Annotated in this window: 19 protein-coding genes; 15 read left to right on the top strand and 4 right to left on the bottom strand. The window is 46.2% G+C overall.

What is annotated here, in order from left to right:
- Positions 1 to 36 precede the first annotated feature (36 nt).
- The 4 genes from RS881_RS25705 to RS881_RS25720 are packed head-to-tail and all read right to left on the bottom strand — an operon-like array spanning position 37 to position 2,941.
- Positions 37 to 1,380 carry a CocE/NonD family hydrolase gene (locus RS881_RS25705; protein ID WP_315823704.1) on the bottom strand — a complete coding sequence of 448 codons (1,344 nt, stop codon included), beginning with the start codon at positions 1,378 to 1,380 and terminating at the stop codon, positions 37 to 39.
- Between the two features lie 60 nt (positions 1,381 to 1,440).
- Positions 1,441 to 2,157 (bottom strand): LytR/AlgR family response regulator transcription factor, encoded by a 717-nt coding sequence (locus tag RS881_RS25710; RefSeq protein ID WP_315823705.1) that lies wholly within the window; start codon positions 2,155 to 2,157, stop codon positions 1,441 to 1,443.
- Complete coding sequence (locus RS881_RS25715) at positions 2,154 to 2,501, bottom strand: sensor histidine kinase (protein ID WP_315823706.1); 348 nt, start codon at positions 2,499 to 2,501, stop codon at positions 2,154 to 2,156. The genes RS881_RS25710 and RS881_RS25715 overlap by 4 nt, the downstream gene beginning before the upstream one ends.
- Positions 2,462 to 2,941: a histidine kinase gene (locus RS881_RS25720; RefSeq protein ID WP_315823707.1), complete on the bottom strand. Its 480-nt coding sequence runs from the start codon at positions 2,939 to 2,941 to the stop codon at positions 2,462 to 2,464. The genes RS881_RS25715 and RS881_RS25720 overlap by 40 nt, the downstream gene beginning before the upstream one ends.
- A gap of 892 nt (positions 2,942 to 3,833) precedes the next feature.
- Between RS881_RS25720 and RS881_RS25725 the strand changes: the two genes are divergently transcribed.
- The 15 genes from RS881_RS25725 to RS881_RS25795 all read left to right on the top strand — a co-directional run bounded on the left by RS881_RS25725 (position 3,834) and on the right by RS881_RS25795 (position 14,881).
- Positions 3,834 to 3,980, top strand: a complete 147-nt coding sequence (locus RS881_RS25725) for a VOC family protein (RefSeq protein ID WP_315823708.1) — start codon at positions 3,834 to 3,836, stop codon at positions 3,978 to 3,980.
- Positions 3,981 to 4,099: 119 nt separating this feature from the next.
- Positions 4,100 to 4,408, top strand: coding sequence for a hypothetical protein (locus tag RS881_RS25730; protein WP_315823709.1), 309 nt, complete (start codon positions 4,100 to 4,102; stop codon positions 4,406 to 4,408).
- Complete coding sequence (locus tag RS881_RS25735) at positions 4,408 to 4,767, top strand: 3-keto-alpha-glucoside-1,2-lyase-like domain-containing protein (RefSeq protein ID WP_315824617.1); 360 nt, start codon at positions 4,408 to 4,410, stop codon at positions 4,765 to 4,767. The genes RS881_RS25730 and RS881_RS25735 overlap by 1 nt, the downstream gene beginning before the upstream one ends.
- 444 nt (positions 4,768 to 5,211) lie before the next feature.
- The gene (locus RS881_RS25740; protein ID WP_315823710.1) at positions 5,212 to 5,499 is read left to right on the top strand and encodes an ABC transporter permease; all 288 of its coding nucleotides are present in this window, start codon (positions 5,212 to 5,214) and stop codon (positions 5,497 to 5,499) included.
- Positions 5,471 to 6,685: an FtsX-like permease family protein gene (locus tag RS881_RS25745; RefSeq protein WP_315823711.1), complete on the top strand. Its 1,215-nt coding sequence runs from the start codon at positions 5,471 to 5,473 to the stop codon at positions 6,683 to 6,685. The genes RS881_RS25740 and RS881_RS25745 overlap by 29 nt, the downstream gene beginning before the upstream one ends.
- 82 nt (positions 6,686 to 6,767) lie before the next feature.
- A complete protein-coding gene (locus RS881_RS25750; RefSeq protein WP_315823712.1) occupies positions 6,768 to 7,553 on the top strand; it encodes an ABC transporter permease in 786 nt (261 codons plus the stop codon).
- A gap of 539 nt (positions 7,554 to 8,092) precedes the next feature.
- Positions 8,093 to 8,689: a sigma-70 family RNA polymerase sigma factor gene (locus tag RS881_RS25755; RefSeq protein WP_315823713.1), complete on the top strand. Its 597-nt coding sequence runs from the start codon at positions 8,093 to 8,095 to the stop codon at positions 8,687 to 8,689.
- Positions 8,690 to 8,768: 79 nt separating this feature from the next.
- Complete coding sequence (locus tag RS881_RS25760) at positions 8,769 to 9,641, top strand: FecR family protein (RefSeq protein WP_315823714.1); 873 nt, start codon at positions 8,769 to 8,771, stop codon at positions 9,639 to 9,641.
- Positions 9,619 to 9,858, top strand: coding sequence for a DUF4974 domain-containing protein (locus tag RS881_RS25765; protein ID WP_315823715.1), 240 nt, complete (start codon positions 9,619 to 9,621; stop codon positions 9,856 to 9,858). Before RS881_RS25760 ends, RS881_RS25765 begins: the two co-directional genes overlap by 23 nt.
- 85 nt (positions 9,859 to 9,943) lie before the next feature.
- Positions 9,944 to 10,459, top strand: coding sequence for a carboxypeptidase regulatory-like domain-containing protein (locus RS881_RS25770; RefSeq protein WP_315823716.1), 516 nt, complete (start codon positions 9,944 to 9,946; stop codon positions 10,457 to 10,459).
- 51 nt (positions 10,460 to 10,510) lie between these two features.
- Positions 10,511 to 11,623 (top strand): TonB-dependent receptor plug domain-containing protein, encoded by a 1,113-nt coding sequence (locus RS881_RS25775; protein WP_315824618.1) that lies wholly within the window; start codon positions 10,511 to 10,513, stop codon positions 11,621 to 11,623.
- Positions 11,624 to 11,640: 17 nt separating this feature from the next.
- Positions 11,641 to 12,051, top strand: a complete 411-nt coding sequence (locus tag RS881_RS25780; RefSeq protein WP_315823717.1) for a TonB-dependent receptor — start codon at positions 11,641 to 11,643, stop codon at positions 12,049 to 12,051.
- Entirely contained in the window at positions 12,048 to 13,031 is a 984-nt protein-coding gene (locus tag RS881_RS25785) for a TonB-dependent receptor domain-containing protein (RefSeq protein WP_315823718.1), read from the top strand. The genes RS881_RS25780 and RS881_RS25785 overlap by 4 nt, the downstream gene beginning before the upstream one ends.
- Before the next feature lie 69 nt (positions 13,032 to 13,100).
- Positions 13,101 to 14,624 (top strand): RagB/SusD family nutrient uptake outer membrane protein, encoded by a 1,524-nt coding sequence (locus RS881_RS25790; RefSeq protein WP_315823719.1) that lies wholly within the window; start codon positions 13,101 to 13,103, stop codon positions 14,622 to 14,624.
- On the top strand, positions 14,621 to 14,881 hold the full coding sequence (locus RS881_RS25795; RefSeq protein ID WP_315823720.1) for a RagB/SusD family nutrient uptake outer membrane protein: 261 nt from the start codon (positions 14,621 to 14,623) through the stop codon (positions 14,879 to 14,881). The genes RS881_RS25790 and RS881_RS25795 overlap by 4 nt, the downstream gene beginning before the upstream one ends.
- Positions 14,882 to 14,993 lie beyond the last annotated feature (112 nt).

Consider the following 14,993-nt stretch of genomic DNA (forward strand, 5'->3'; position numbering starts at 1 on the left):
AAAAGTACAATGCTATAGTCCATATCTTTTTATTGATCATGGCCGCCATTGCACCGGAAAAGTTTCCTGCAATTTGGAGGGTGCTTTCAATGGCTGGCCGGTAAATACAAGGCCGGAAGTGAAGAGGGTATCATACAGGATGTTATTGACGTAGTAATAACTGAGTCGGCGGGAGCGGTCGGCAAAGTCGATAGATTGTTTGGTAAAGGTTTGTTTGGCGTTACGCTGGGTGGTTAGCAGGTGTTTTGTGCCATTGGCAGCAGGAGCCAGGAAAAAGGTGAGTGTATCGTTGGCCATGGATTTGAGGGTAGGGGTATGTTTCCATTGATTGGCGCCCATGACCTGGTAGTTGATCTTGTCTTTAAGGATGGTGGGTTTAGTACCTCCTTTCAAGGTATAATCAAACCACTGGAAGATAATATCGTGAATGGGTATTTGGGCGACAGGGTCAATCGGGTAACCGTTGTATACGGAGTCGGGGTAGCCCTGGCAACCAAAATGGCCATAGGGACCAATTAAGAAGTAATGGTTGGCGCTGGGATTGTACTTCAGGTGCTCGCGCAGGTAATAAGTAGCGCCTATTTGTCCGCCATCATAATACCCGGTGGTAGTCAATACAGGGATATTGATCTGGGCAAAATCCTGCTTATAAGGGATCATGGCCTGCCAGTATTGATCGTAGGAAGGATGGCTAAGCCAACGTTGAAATACTGTATTACCTGGCCTGCCGGCCAGGGTATCCAATGCGCGATAAGGCCTGCCTTGTTCAAACCATTGTTGGTATACATCTCCCCACAAGTTGCTGCGATAATCGGTTTCATCGAGCCATTTATTATTGGACACATACCAGGTCCAGGGAAAGGTAAAGCTCATGGGTACGTTATTGGTCATGGGAACATCCAAACCGGGCGCAACAGATGCGGAGGGTACGATGGTCTTTAAGGCAGGATGGAGCCGTTTGGTTGCTGCCCATTGGGTAAAACCATTGTAACTACCTCCATACATACCTACCTGTTGATTGCTCCAGGGCTGCCGGGATATCCAATCAATTACATCATAGGCATCAGCGCCATCGTATTCATAGGGCACTACCTGATCGGGACTGAATCTTTTGCCCCTGGTATAAGCTACTACACCCACATAACCTTTATCGGCGGCTTCGATGGCTTTTTTAATATCTGTTTTGCGGGCATAGATGGTAAATACCAGGATGGCAGGTTGTGGGACCAGTTGGTCTTTTTCCTGACAACCAGGGCCGAGATATGGACGCCATCGCTGGTTTTGATCAGTACGCTGTCGTTGACGATGTAGGCGGCGTTGAGCATGCTGTCGCTGGTAGGGATTGATTGGGCTTGCGGCCGGATGTTGATAAAAAGGCAAAGGAATGCCAGTGAGAAAATGATTCTCATAAAAATAATTTAAAGTTGTATGAATACGAGGTTAGGACATGCTCCTGTTTTTAAAAGCAGCTGATTGACGGTTTGACATGGGAAAGGTTTGCCCGTTTTGCAGGGTTACTTCCAGTTTTCCACCGGGCATGGTGGCTACTTGTTTGATAAAGCTGGTATTGATCATGGTAGTGCGGCTGATCCTGAAAAAGAGGTGGGGATCAAATGCTTTTTCCAGTTGGTTCAGGCTACGTTTCCAGTATACTTTCTTATTATGGTAGTATATCCTGGCATAATTGCCGGTTGATTCAACCAGGTAGATATCTGTTATGTGTATAAAATGATATTGTTCGCCTTCTTTTATAAATAAGGTTTGGGAGGTTGGTGGCAGGTTGTTGTTGGTGTTGGCGTTTAGTTTTGTCCTGATCTTTTCTATGGCGCGGGCAAAGCGTTCTTCTCGAACGGGCTTTACCAGGTAATCGAGGGCATTGGTGTCGAATGCCTGTACGGCATATTGATCAAATGCAGTGGTAAAAATGACCTCGGGACAATCTGTGAGCGTTTCGAGTAAGTCGAAACCCGATCTTTCGGGCATTTGTATATCGAGAAATATTAGGTGGGGTTGTAGGGTTTTGATGAGGTTTTCGGCTTCATCGGCATCGGCAGCTTCACCAACCACTTCAAAATCGGTATAGTGAAGAAGATGGCGTTTTATTTCTTCCCGTGCCAGTCGTTCGTCGTCAACAATCACTACAGGAAATGGTTTCATGGCAATGGGATTGTGATGGTGGCTAAAACGGTTTCGGCAGCAGGTTGGGTAAGCGCCAGGGTGGCTTTGCCATTAAACTGTAATTGGAGGCGTTCGGCCAGGTTCTTCAGTCCCAGTCCACCCGTGTTGGTGGAATGTAAGGCGCCGGGATTTTGTACGGTAGCCTGCAGGTAGTGTTCTTTCTTTTGGACCTGGATGTTGATGGCGCCGCCGGCTTTGCGCCGGGCAATGCCATGCTTGATGGCATTTTCAATCAGTGTTTGTATACTTAAGGGCAGGATGGGTGCCTTGTTTAATTGGGGATCTACTTCGATGTGTACCTGCAGTCGTTCTTCAAAACGCATTTTTCCAGTTCGAGGTAATCGCTGATGAGGCTCAATTCCTGTTGTACGGTAATGAGGGGTGTATCTCTATTGTACAAGGCTGTGCGCAATACTTCTGACAGGAGGTCGATAGCACGTCGGGCGGACTGTGGATTGTCGATCACCAATGCCTTTATATTGTTGAGGGAGTTAAAGAAAAAATGGGGGTTCAGTTGGGCGGTGAGGTTATTCAGTTGTGCATCTTTGGCAATAATGGCCAGGCGGGCGGTTTCGCGGGTGGCCAGGATCTCTCTTTGGGCAAAATGATAACCATAATAAGCCAGTAGCCAGATACTCATGAGGCGTGTGCCGGTAACAAAAGTGATTAAGGCCCTTTCTCTGAACTCCTCTTTTAAAGTAGTGTTGAATCCATATTCGAACCAGTAACGGATAAGATAATTTTTGCCAATGGTGAGCAGCATAAAAGGAACCCCAATACCAGTATGGCATGCATGAGCCTGGGCAGTAATTGCCGGGGACTAAGCCGGTGCCACTTATAGTGTACTGAAAAGTTACGGTAGAGATGGGTGATGGGAATATAGATGAGCAAATCGCCCAGGAAATGGAGGATTGCCAGCCAGGGGCTGAATTGGGTGCCTATCAGTCCAATGAAATTCCAATAGAGTGAAGCCACGGACCAACCAATGAGTTGGCATTTCCAATAAAGTGACAGTGCTCTTTTGTGTGGCATGGTAGTACTACCTGTTTGTAGGGCAAACCAACAAAATATACGTTGGACGGTAAAAAGAAAGTACAGGAGCGTAATATTTGAGGTGATAAGAGCTTGTCGGAAAGTCGGGAAGTCGGAAAGTCCGAAAGACGGGAAGTTGGGAAGTCGGAAAGTTGGGAAGTTGGAAGGTCAGTAAGTTGAATGCTGTTCAGGTATGAATAGGCAGCGAATAAGGGATTCAGGCTGAAAAGCTTATGCGGATGTTCGTAGATTTACGATTTGTTGCGTAGTTGATGCAGTTTTGAGATCGGGCAGTTTTGCTCTTGTATTCACACTTGTTGATAACTATTTTTGTATTGTTGATTAGTTGATACGGTTTCCAAAAAAGTCCAAAGGTGTAACAACACCGAGATATCCGAAAACCAAGGCTCTGATAGCAACCAATATCCAAATCCAAAAACCGGGAAACAATATCAATTAACGACCATTAAAGTCCAATGTCAATATCCAATTATCCGGGAAAAGCTGTGTGATTTATTTTCCTGATGACCGTCCAAAAAGTTAATGAGGCCCTGATTTTTCAGGGCTTTTTCTTTATGTACCTTAAGTAAAAATGGACAGTCCATCTCATCCCACCTTTGGCTATGGCAAAATATGTACTAGAATTGCCGGCACTAGCCATTGCGGTTTCCGCTGCTTTTTACAACACTGTTTTTGGTTGGCAAATCCGGGAACGTCCGGATGGATCGGTATCCTTTGATGATGGGGTAGGAGAAGTGAGTGGCGCATGAGCGTTGTTTAGTGATCCTGCAGGCAATGTGTTTAGTCTTTACCAGGATGGGCGATAGTTGTAACAACAGCTATTGGGTAAAATGCTTTATTTTGGGTATTTATCCATCCAACCAATTACATGATCAGAAGTTTCTCAATAGCCTGCCTGGCCACGCTGGTGTTAGCAGGCTGCAGCCATCAGCTCCATAAGGCCCAAAACTCCAACAGTAATACAGGCATCATCTGGTATGGTTATACCAAAGATCATAAGTACGATCATCCTGGCGATTTGTACCAGCTAACAGATAGTATGATCCGCTTGCATGGTGATAAGCTGGGTTATCTCATGTCTACCACATCCTATACGGATTTTGAGTTGAGGTTGGAATACCGATGGAATATGGAACCTGCTTATCAGCGGGGTACAGGAAAAAGAACAGTGGGGTGATGTACAATGTACCAGATACGGCGCGGGATGTATTGTGGCCGGCGGGTATCCAATTCCAGGTAAAGGAAGGGGCTACGGGTGATTTTATTTTACTGGAAAATGTAACGCTTGCGGTGAGAGGAGAAACCAAGGGACCGGGCAAGAGTGTGGCGGTACCCCGGTTGGGTGAGCAAGAAAAGCCGTTGGGCCAATGGAATACAATTTTGATCAGGCATATTAAAGGGGCTTGTACTCAATACCTCAATGGGGTGCTGGTGAATGAGGGCAGCCAGGCCTCCTCTCAAAGTGGACGTATCTTATTGCAATATGAGGGAGCTCCGATTGATTTCAGGAAGGTGGAGATCAAATCTTTGAAATAGGAATTCTTTTAGACGATGACAACAAAGCCGGAGGCTTTGAAATAGGCGTCACCAGCCAGAGGCTGGCGACTGTAGGAATTTCAGGAATGTGGAGATCAAACCTTTGAAGTAGGAATTCTTTTTAGACGATGACAACAAAGCCGGAGGCTTTGAAATAGGCGTCATCAGCCAGAGGCTGGCGACTGTAGGGGTAGGAAGGGCGACCCGCCCTGGGAGGGCGACCCACCCCAAGAAGCCTTAGGCAGGGGGCATTGCCCAGTGTGGCAGCAATTAGCAAAACAGTACAGGCAGTGTATCAAAAACGGACAGGCATACGGGCGGAAACTCTTCTCTTTAGGCTGATCCTGAATGGGTTGTAAAACCGGCATTTTCTTGGTTCGATATGATGATCGTTGTATTTCCCTCAATTGATACATCTATGTTTAAAGCATATTTAAAGACGGGTTGGAGAAACCTGCGCAAGAACAAGGTTTTTCGTTCATTAATATCTTCGGTTTAACCATCGGCATTACCTGCTGCATGATGATCTACCTGTTCATCATGAATGAATACAGTTTCGATAACTTTCATAAGCAGGAGGATAGGATCTTCCGGGTAATGCGTGGCTATGACAGCTCCAAGAGCAGGGTACCCTATTTATCGGGGCCTTATGCGCCTGCTTTATTGAATGACTTTCCGGGTGAGATCAAAAGCAGTGCGGATCATGATCACCAATGGTATGATCTCGTTTGACAACAAAGCCTTCAATGAAAAGAAGCTGTACCTGGCAGATGATGGCTTTTTTGATCTATTTACTTTTCCGCTGATCAAGGGTAACGCAGCGACGGCTTTAAAAGAGCCGGGTAGTGTGGTGCTGACGGAGTCGACTGCTAAAAAATATTTTGGTAAGGAAGACCCTATGGGTAAAGTCGTAGTGTTTGATAAGAATTACCAGTTAAAAGTAACGGGTATTGTAAAGGATATACCTTCTAATTCGCACCTGGTATTTGACCTGGTAGTACCGCTTTCCAATTATTACAACAGGGGATGGTTCAATGTATGGATCAATAATAATTTCTATACGTATGTGCTCCTGGACAAGAAGGCTGATGAAGCAAAGATCGAAAAGCGATTTCCGAAGTTCATGGATAAATATATGGGGAAGGATATGGCGCGAACAGGTTACCGTTTTGATCTGGCACTGACGCCCTTGTCTGATGTTTATTTTGAGCCAAGGTCTTCATTCGATGATGTGAGGCATGGAGACCAAAAGGTGGTAATTGTATTTCTGTCAATTGCTATCCTGATCCTGGTGATTGCGTGTATTAATTTTATGAACCTGGCCACGATACGGGCAGTGGAGCGTTCAAAGGAAGTGGGGCTGCGCAAGGTGATGGGAGCTTTACGTAATCACCTGATATGGCAGTTCATTGGAGAATCTGTATTATTGACGCTGATCTCCTGTGTGTTCTCCCTTGCGCTTTTGCAATTGCTGATGCCTTTCTATAACGAATTGCTTGGCTTTACCTTAACGGTATCGTGGCATAGTTTGCCTATTTATTTGTTCCTGGGTGGAATCATTATCGTGGTGGGCTTTTTAGCGGGAAGTTATCCGGCGTTTTTCCTGTCGGCTTTTTCGCCTATTGAAGCGTTGAAAGGAAAACTGCGATTGGGAAAAGGGGGAGCATTCTTTCGTCAGGCATTGGTGGTTGTGCAGTTTAGTATTTCGGTATTGCTGATCATTGGTACGATCATTATCATGCGGCAAATGCAGTATGTAAAGGGCAAAGAGCTGGGTTATGAACAGGAGCATACGGTACTGATACCGGTAGATAATAATGATATTTATGACAATATGTTTGCTTTTAAGCGTGGACTGGAAGCGAATAGTAGTGTAGCATCTGTATCGTTGATGTCGGGCGAGCCGGGGGATTTTTGATACGCAGGCTTTTGAAGTAGAAGGGCAGCGTGATGTATGGCAATCGAGGTCTGAATTTGCCGATTTCGAATATGTAAAAACGTTGGGACTAAAGATCATAGCAGGAAGGGATTTTTCACCGCAATTTGCTACGGATAGTTCTGAATCGGCCCTGATCAACCGTACGGCTGCCGGCAAACTGGGATTTACTCCCGAGCAAGCGGTGGGCAAATGGATCAAGAATACGGTGCGCGATGATGCCAGGCGGAGGATTGTAGGGGTAGTAGAGGATTTTAATTTTCTTTCTTTGAAAGAGCGTATGGATGCACTGGTTATATCAACTGGCCAGGATTGGCGGGTTGTAGCTATCAAACTGAAGGCCGGTAATGTTCAATCGTCGCTGGCCATGGTAAAAAAGGAATATGCTAAGGTGGCGCCGGTATATCCAATGGAATATAGTTTCCTGGATCAGAAATTTGATGAAATGTATAAAACGGATGTGCGGCAGCAAAGGATACTGACGATCTTTTCGGGCTTAGCTATTTTCATTGCCTGCCTTGGTTTATTTGGGCTGGCTTCCTTTACGGCTGCCAAGCGTACCAAAGAGATCGGGGTACGGAAGGTTTTGGGTTCTTCTGTATCGGGTATTGTAATGCTGTTGTCGAAAGACCTGCTGAAGCCTGTGTTGCTGGCTATTTTGGTAGCGATTCCTATAGGTTATTATGCTATGCATAACTGGTTGGAGAATTTTGCATACCGGGTACCGATGCAATGGTGGGTATTTGTACTGGCGGGCCTTGTAGCGGCTTCTATTGCCCTTATAACGGTTAGTTTTCAAGCCATTAAAGCGGCCGTAGTAAACCCGGTGAAGTCACTAAGAACAGAGTAAATAATATCCCATGGGGATGCCCGTAATTTTACGAGGTGTTCCGTAGTTGGTGAAGAGCTGTGAAAGGGCGGTTTTGCGCTTGCAGCCGCGGCCTTTGGTGTGTAGGTTTGTATTGTTGATTACATGATACGGTTTCCAAAAGTCCAGTATGTCCATGAAAAACCAAGTCTTAAATAGGGATGCCAATATCCGAAAAACCACGGGACACCATATCATTTAACAACTAAAAACCTTATCAATAGTTTGAATCCAATTGTCCTGAAAACCAAGGTTAAGTTTTCCTGATCACGTCCAAAAGATTCTGTACAAGGGTGATGCTGTAAAAGCCTCACCCTTTTTTTGATTTTAGCACAACAAAGCCGGTGGGGGAAGTAGGCGTCGTCCCGGCATGGGGTGGGAAGGCTGACGACTAACTTTGTTCGGGCGTTGTTGAGTTCACAATTATATAACGCAGGCAGATGGAGGTGGACTGTAATTTTGCGCGGATTTACAGATTTATATCATCCGGCCCAGGTTAAGGCTGCTTCAAAACGTTCAGGATGAAGGAGGCGCAATTACACAATTCACTGTACAGTACAGACCTGTCTGCCGACCTGGCTCATTTCGACAGGCTGTATTACCAATACCACCAGGCGGTTTACGCCAATATCTACAAGTTGGTAAGTGATGCACAAAATGCCGAAGATATTTTACAGGAAGTATTTTTATCGTTGTGGGAAAACAGGCAACAGCTTGACCTGGAAAAAGTGGCGGGCTGGTTATTTGTAGTCAGTTACAATAAGGCGGCCACGTATTTGAAGCGAAAACTGAAAGAGTCAACGGTGTTTGTGGCGGAGAACAGTTCAACTGAGCATGTTGTTGCTCCGGAGGCGCCTGATGAACAGTTGTATCAGTTGCGTTTGTTGATTGTGGAAGAAGCCATTGATCGCCTGCCTGCACGTAAAAAAGAAGTATTCCGTTTATGCCGCTTTGAAGGAAAATCGCACGATGAAGTTGCGGTTCAGCTGGGCATCTCGGTCCTGTCGGTAAAAGACTACCTGAAACAATCTACCCAATTTATCAGGCAATATGTGCATAATCGATATCCTCATTTTGAGATCAGTTCTCTCTCATTGTTGTTAATCTATTTTTCTTAACAATTCGGTAATACAAACAGGCATCACCTTTTGGGCTGGCTGAGTATTTATATTGAGGGCCCTGCGGGACATTATTAATATGGAGCAATATAAAAAGCAACTGGAGCAAGTTTGGAAGGAAGGTTTACCAGCTGAAGAAAAGCAAGCCTTGCTGCAGTGTTTCCTGGAGGAGGAAGTGGAATGGAAAGTGCAACTGGAAAAGGAATACCGGGAGGATGTGGATAGTGGCCGGGTGTACCTGCAGCGTGAGCGGGCTGAGCAGGTGCTTGGACAATTGCATAAGCAGATCGTTGCTGTTGAGGATATGGGTCGGGAACAAAAGAAGGGCGGTGTAATTAGCCTGGGTTTTGCATTCAAATGGGTCGCCGCCGCAGCTATCATTACAGCGATGGTATTTATTGGGTACGACCAGGTACAACAAAAAAAGAAAGGACGGGAGGCTGAACAAGCAACTGATCAATTGGTGAGTCAGCTACGGTTGCAGACGAATAGCAGCAAACAGCACCAAAACCTGGTAATGGAAGACGGTTCATCGATCAGGTTGTCACCGGGCAGCTCTATCCGTTATTATGAACCATTTAGGGGAGGACGGCGCGATATTAGTTTGTTGGGGCAAGCCTGGTTTACGGTGGCTAAAGATAGCTTACGGCCATTTACGGTGTATGCCAATGATATTGCTACTACAGCGCTGGGAACGCAGTTCATGGTGAGTACGCTGGTGAAAGATCAGGTAGAGGTAAGGCTGTTTGAAGGAAAAGTAGTAGTAAGAACTATGGGTAAAAACATGACAAAGAAAGAGGTATATCTGCAGCCTGGTGAAGCGTGTGTGGTGAACCAACTACAGGAAGGTTTTCTGGTGAAACGGTTTAATGAGGTGGCACCGAAAAAAAGAAGGTGTTATTGCGAACAGCCATCCGTCGACCGTTACTATGGAACAGGCGCCTGCTCTTGAATTTACGCAGGAGCTATTGATCGATGTTCTATCTGCGATTGGCAAACGTTATAAAGTCCAATTTACCTATCAGCAAGCGGAATTAAACAATGAAGAGGTGACAGGGAAGTTCCTGGCAACTGATTCCTTACAGGGGGTATTGTCTATTCTTGGCACTGTGAATGGTCTATCCTTCAAAACTCAAAACGGGGTGATTGTTGTCAGCAAATTAAAATAATCCGGCAATCACAAAACCATTGATTCACCTGCCTATGGGGTGGAGGGGAATGTATTGCCTTAAAAAAAAGCAACAAACAAAGTATATGATAGCACTTAAGGATTCAATTGTAAAATGGTGTTGGCCAGGCCTGCTGGCTTTGTTATGCACGATGGCGGCCTATGGCCAGGAAAAGGTGGAATTGAAAGGGATGATTACTGCCGAAGATGGGGCTGTTTTGGCAGGGGTATCGATTGCGGTACAAGGAGAAGGCAGTAAAGAAAAACAAAACCATACGACGAATGACAAAGGGGTATTTACGTTGGATGGGCTGGTTGCGGGGAATAAGTACCATTTTACCTTCACGCATGTAGGGTACCAGCCTTATTATGTAAAGGGGTTTGGGATCAAGGCGGGTGTCAATAATTCGTTGATCGTGCGGATGAAGGAGGTTTCGTCGGGGCTTAATGAAGTGGTAGTGATTGGATATGGGGCAGTAAAGAAAAAAGATGTGACGGGGGCCATCAGTTCGGTAAAATCGGATAAGATCATGGAGGTGGCAGCGGCAGACGCCACACAGGTTTTGCAGGGCCGGGTGTCGGGGGTAATGGTACAAACGTAATCCTGGAAGCCGGGTAACCCCTCGCAGGTAAGGATACGGGGCAACCGGTCGATCACGGCTGATAATGAGCCCTTGTATGTAGTAGATGGGATCCCTTTTGTGGATGCGATCAGCCAGATAAGCCCGAATGACATTGAATCGATGGAGGTATTGAAAGATGCTTCAGCTACGGCGATTTACGGTAACCGGGGTGCCAATGGAGTGATCCTCATCACGACCAAGAAAGGGAAGCAGGGAAAAACAATTGTTGAATACAATGGGTATTACGGTATCCAGAAAAACCAACCCTTGCCTGCACTGATGGATGCCGCCGCGTTTGTGGAATATTCGAGGGAAGCCCAACGTAACTCACTGGGCGGCGCTTATGATAACAAACCGAATAAGGAGTTGGATCTTAAGAATGAGCAGTTGGTGGCCACGCCTTATATGCTGGCCAATATGCAAAGAGCCTGGGAAGGCGGGGTATACGATGCTTCTAAATTAACCAGTACAGACTGGCTTAGTTATGGTTTGCGTACGGGGATCATGCAAGATCACCAGGTAAGTGTGCGGGGTGGTAGTGAGCCTACGAAATTTCTGTTGTCGGCGGATTATTTTAACAATAAAGGGGTGGTGCGAGACCAGGATTATACGCGGTATTCGATACGGATCAATGCGGAACACAATATTAACAAGGGTATCAAGATCGGTACGCAAACGGTGTATTCACGTGGTCAGCAAAATGCAGGCTGGGGAGATGTGTTTGATGGGTATGGACTGAAGAGTTTTAATCCGCTGGCTTCGCCTTATGAAGAGGACGGTAAAACGCTGGCGTTGTTTCCTACGAACAATACCCGTACGCCCAATCCGGTAACGAATTTCTACAAAACGAAGCGGGTGAGGAACCTGGACCGTTTTTTAGGTAATTACTATGCAGAAGTATCGTTTCTGCATGATTTTAACTTTCGTACCAACCTGGGATTGGATTACCGGGCGTTACAAAACCTGGATTTCAATGGTAAGAATACGGCTGCTGCCGGTGGGCAGGCGCCTTCGGCTGCATCCAATGGAAGTATCCGGAAACTCATGTATACGCTTGAAAACATTCTAAGTTATAATAAAAGCATTGGTGATGGACATTCGGTGTATGCTACGCTGGTACAATCGGTACAGTCGGAAAAATAGAATCGTCCAATATATCGGTGAAGGAGTTGCCCTATGACGAGCAACTGTTTTACAATGCAGGGAGTGCTTTAACGCTCAATGGGGTGAATAGCGGGCTGGCGAAATGGACCCTTGGTTCTTTCATGGGGCGTTTGAATTATGGTTATAAAGGTAAATACCTGGCCACGGTTTCTGCGCGCTATGATGGCTCCTCGCGGCTGGCGGAAGGCAGGAAATGGGTGTTGTTTCCTTCGGTAGCGCTTGCCTGGCGACTGAAGAATGAGAACTTTCTGAAAGGATCTTCGGTGATCAGTGAACTTAAGCTGCGGCTGGGTTGGGGCAGAACGGGTAATTCGGGAGTCGAGGCGTACACGACCTGGGGTGAGTTGCAAACAATCCGTTATGTATTTGAGAGGCCACGGCATTGGGGATTGTGCCGAATAAAATGATCAATCCCAATCTTACCTGGGAAACCACGGGGCAATACAATGCAGGTATTGATTTCGGATTGCTGAATAACCGTATTACGGGTAACCTGGAGTTTTACTTACAGCGAACGCATGACCTGCTGTTGGAACGGCAATTGCCCACGGCTTCGGGTTTCGATAAAATTATTTCCAATGTAGGCAAGACGCAGAATAAGGGAATTGAGTTTTCGCTGCGTACGGTGAATGTACGCAAGCGGGATCTTGAATGGAGCTCTGATTGGATATTCTCCCTGAACAAGCAGGAAGTGATAGAACTGTACAATGGCAAACAGGATGATGTAGGGGCCAACTGGTTTATTGGCAAACCTGTGAAAGTATATTATGACCTGGGCTTCAATGGAATTTGGCAGGATACTGAGGAGGACAAAGGGATCATGAAGAAATTCAATGCCAATGGGTCTACTTTCAAGGCAGGAGATATCCGGCCGCTTGACCGGAATGGCGATTTCAAGATCGACGCAAGTGACCGGTATATCATAGGACAGCAGGACCCCAAATGGACGGCGAGCTGGGCCAATAATGTACGTTATAAGCAATTTGACGCTTCGGTATTCCTGGTGGGTATGTTTGGACAAACGCTTAATCATGACCTGGATATGCGGTTTGATGGACGTTATAATCAGCCACAGCTGGATTATTGGACGCCCCTAAATGCCAGTAATAAATATCCCCGTCCATTATTGGGTACGGCCAGTGTTAACTATCTCAGCACGTTGAATTATTATGATGGTTCATTTGTACGGGTGAAGAATATTTCAGTAGGATATTCACTGCCTCCCGTTTTATTACGGAAAGGATATATGGAAAAATGCCGGGTGTATGCCAGTGTGCAAAACCCGTTCCTGTTCAGCAATTTCCCCGGTACTGACCCGGAAGGAGCGACAGGGTTTGATGAACCGAGTGTAACGACTTACTTATTGGGAGTTAATATATCTTTTTAGAATACAGAATACAAGAGACAGCATTTAGAATACAGAAATTAGAATTCAGAATCAGTTAATTCGGTAATTATGAAAAAGATATTGCTTTGTATTATAGCATTGGTAGTGATGGTACATTTTATGGCTTGTAAAAAATACTTAACGGAGAAGGTGGTATCGCAGGTGTCGTACCAGTTGTATGAAACGGAGGACGGATTGGAAGGGGCACTGGTGGCTGCCTATAATCAGCTTCGGCTAGGGGTGGGGTCTGAACGGATGCTTACGTTCAGTGATGCGGGTACTGACCTTTTTACGGTAGGGTCGGACGGCAATACGGCTTTCAATCAATACCTGGCCACTTTGTCTTCGCTGGAGGGCCGGATAGCGGACTTCTGGGACTATCATTATAAAGGTATTTCGATCTGTAATATTACGCTTGCCTACCTGCCTAAGGTAGCTATGAATGAAAAGAGAAAGCTGGAGATGGCCGGAGAGGCGCGGTTGTTACGGGCCTATTATTACTTTAACCTGGTACAGCATTATGGATCGGTGCCGCTGGTGATGGAAGCGTATGATAAAATAAAGACGGATTTTAAGCGGACGGCTGTAAAGGTGATCTATGACAGTGTGCTGGCAGACCTGCGCTATGCGTATGAATGGTTGCCGCTTACAGGCAAAGCGCCTGGCAGGGCCTACAAAGCGCCGGCTGCACACCTCCTAGCTAAGGTATACCTGGCGCGGGCAAGTGCGGTATCGACGGAACAGCAAGGGATACGGGGTACCAAGGTTACGGACCTGGACAGTGTGATCCATTATGCCAGCAAGATTGTGAATAAGGAGCTGGGCAATTTTTCGCTGGTGCCTGATTATGCCAGGTTGTTTGATATTGCCAACCAGGTTAACAGTGAAGTGATCTTTGCGGTACAATTTACGGGCACCTTACTCAATAATGGGAGTGGCAATCAACAGCATTTATACCATGTACCGCAATATGATGCAATCAATACGAAGATACTGGCACGTTCGGTTGAATATGGCCGTCCTTATCGCCGGGTGCGGCCAACGCCTTATGTATACAATGGACTGTTTGGGGATACGCGTAAATATGATTCGCGTTTTGCCAAGTCGTTCGTATGGGGATATATTGCGAATAAGGCTGCCAATGGTATTTTGACCACAGCCGGGAATATGATCAATGTGAAGGTGGGAGATACGGCTATTTATTTTTCGCCAGTATACTACAATACGCAGGCGGAGTTGAATGTGGCTATCCAAAACAATAAAGGTATAGCGGTGTACATGCCTTTGAATACTTACCTGCCTTTTGGGTATAATTTCATTTTTCCCGGATTGCGGAAATGGCTGGACCCCTTGCGGCCTACTACGAATGAGACGAACGGAAGCCGGGATTGGGTGATGATGCGTTATGCAGAAACGCTGCTGATACTGGCGGAAGGATATGGGCGGAAGAATGACTTTGTTAATGCCGCCAAATACATCAACCAGGTGCGGGAGCGGGCGGCTTATAAAGAAGGGGAATTAAAAACAACTCAGTACTGGACATTTGAAGGGGGAATTATGGGGACAGGACGAGTTCTACGGTACCGCAGATGATGATCACCGGAGCACAGATCAGCAATGGATTTACTGACTTTATACTGGAAGAACGCGGCCGTGAATTGCTGGGTGAATTTGGCCGCTGGGAAGACCTGGCACGTTGTGAAAAGCTGGTAGAACGGGTAAAAAAATACAATCCAGACGCCGGTAATATCCGTGATTTTCATGTGCTGCGCCCGATACCGCAAACGCATATCGACCGGCTGGACCCGAAAGGGGCGATGGAAGTGGAACAGAATAAGGGATATTATTGATGGGGAACGGCAATTGGCAATCTTTAGCTTCGAGGGATTGGCATAAGTACCCTGGCAGGCAGGGCGGCTTTTCTGTTCTTTGCCTTGATGCAAAAGAACCAAAAATCAAGCC

It is taken from the genome of Paraflavitalea speifideaquila (assembly GCF_032395985.1).
Classification (GTDB): Bacteria; Bacteroidota; Bacteroidia; order Chitinophagales; family Chitinophagaceae; genus Paraflavitalea; species Paraflavitalea speifideaquila.

What these genes read in the sequence shown, in the direction of transcription:
- RS881_RS25730 (WP_315823709.1), top strand. Translation starts at nt 4,100, where the DNA reads ATGATCAGAAGTTTCTCAATAGCCTGCCTGGCCACGCTGGTGTTAGCA.
- RS881_RS25710 (WP_315823705.1), bottom strand. Translation starts at nt 2,157, where the DNA reads ATGAAACCATTTCCTGTAGTGATTGTTGACGACGAACGACTGGCACGG.
- RS881_RS25785 (WP_315823718.1), top strand. Translation starts at nt 12,048, where the DNA reads ATGATCAATCCCAATCTTACCTGGGAAACCACGGGGCAATACAATGCA.
- RS881_RS25735 (WP_315824617.1), top strand. Translation starts at nt 4,408, where the DNA reads ATGTACAATGTACCAGATACGGCGCGGGATGTATTGTGGCCGGCGGGT.
- RS881_RS25795 (WP_315823720.1), top strand. Translation starts at nt 14,621, where the DNA reads ATGATGATCACCGGAGCACAGATCAGCAATGGATTTACTGACTTTATA.
- RS881_RS25790 (WP_315823719.1), top strand. Translation starts at nt 13,101, where the DNA reads ATGAAAAAGATATTGCTTTGTATTATAGCATTGGTAGTGATGGTACAT.
- RS881_RS25725 (WP_315823708.1), top strand. Translation starts at nt 3,834, where the DNA reads ATGGCAAAATATGTACTAGAATTGCCGGCACTAGCCATTGCGGTTTCC.
- RS881_RS25760 (WP_315823714.1), top strand. Translation starts at nt 8,769, where the DNA reads ATGGAGCAATATAAAAAGCAACTGGAGCAAGTTTGGAAGGAAGGTTTA.
- RS881_RS25715 (WP_315823706.1), bottom strand. Translation starts at nt 2,501, where the DNA reads ATGCGTTTTGAAGAACGACTGCAGGTACACATCGAAGTAGATCCCCAA.
- RS881_RS25765 (WP_315823715.1), top strand. Translation starts at nt 9,619, where the DNA reads ATGGAACAGGCGCCTGCTCTTGAATTTACGCAGGAGCTATTGATCGAT.
- RS881_RS25745 (WP_315823711.1), top strand. Translation starts at nt 5,471, where the DNA reads ATGATCACCAATGGTATGATCTCGTTTGACAACAAAGCCTTCAATGAA.
- RS881_RS25755 (WP_315823713.1), top strand. Translation starts at nt 8,093, where the DNA reads ATGAAGGAGGCGCAATTACACAATTCACTGTACAGTACAGACCTGTCT.
- RS881_RS25720 (WP_315823707.1), bottom strand. Translation starts at nt 2,941, where the DNA reads ATGCTGCTCACCATTGGCAAAAATTATCTTATCCGTTACTGGTTCGAA.
- RS881_RS25770 (WP_315823716.1), top strand. Translation starts at nt 9,944, where the DNA reads ATGATAGCACTTAAGGATTCAATTGTAAAATGGTGTTGGCCAGGCCTG.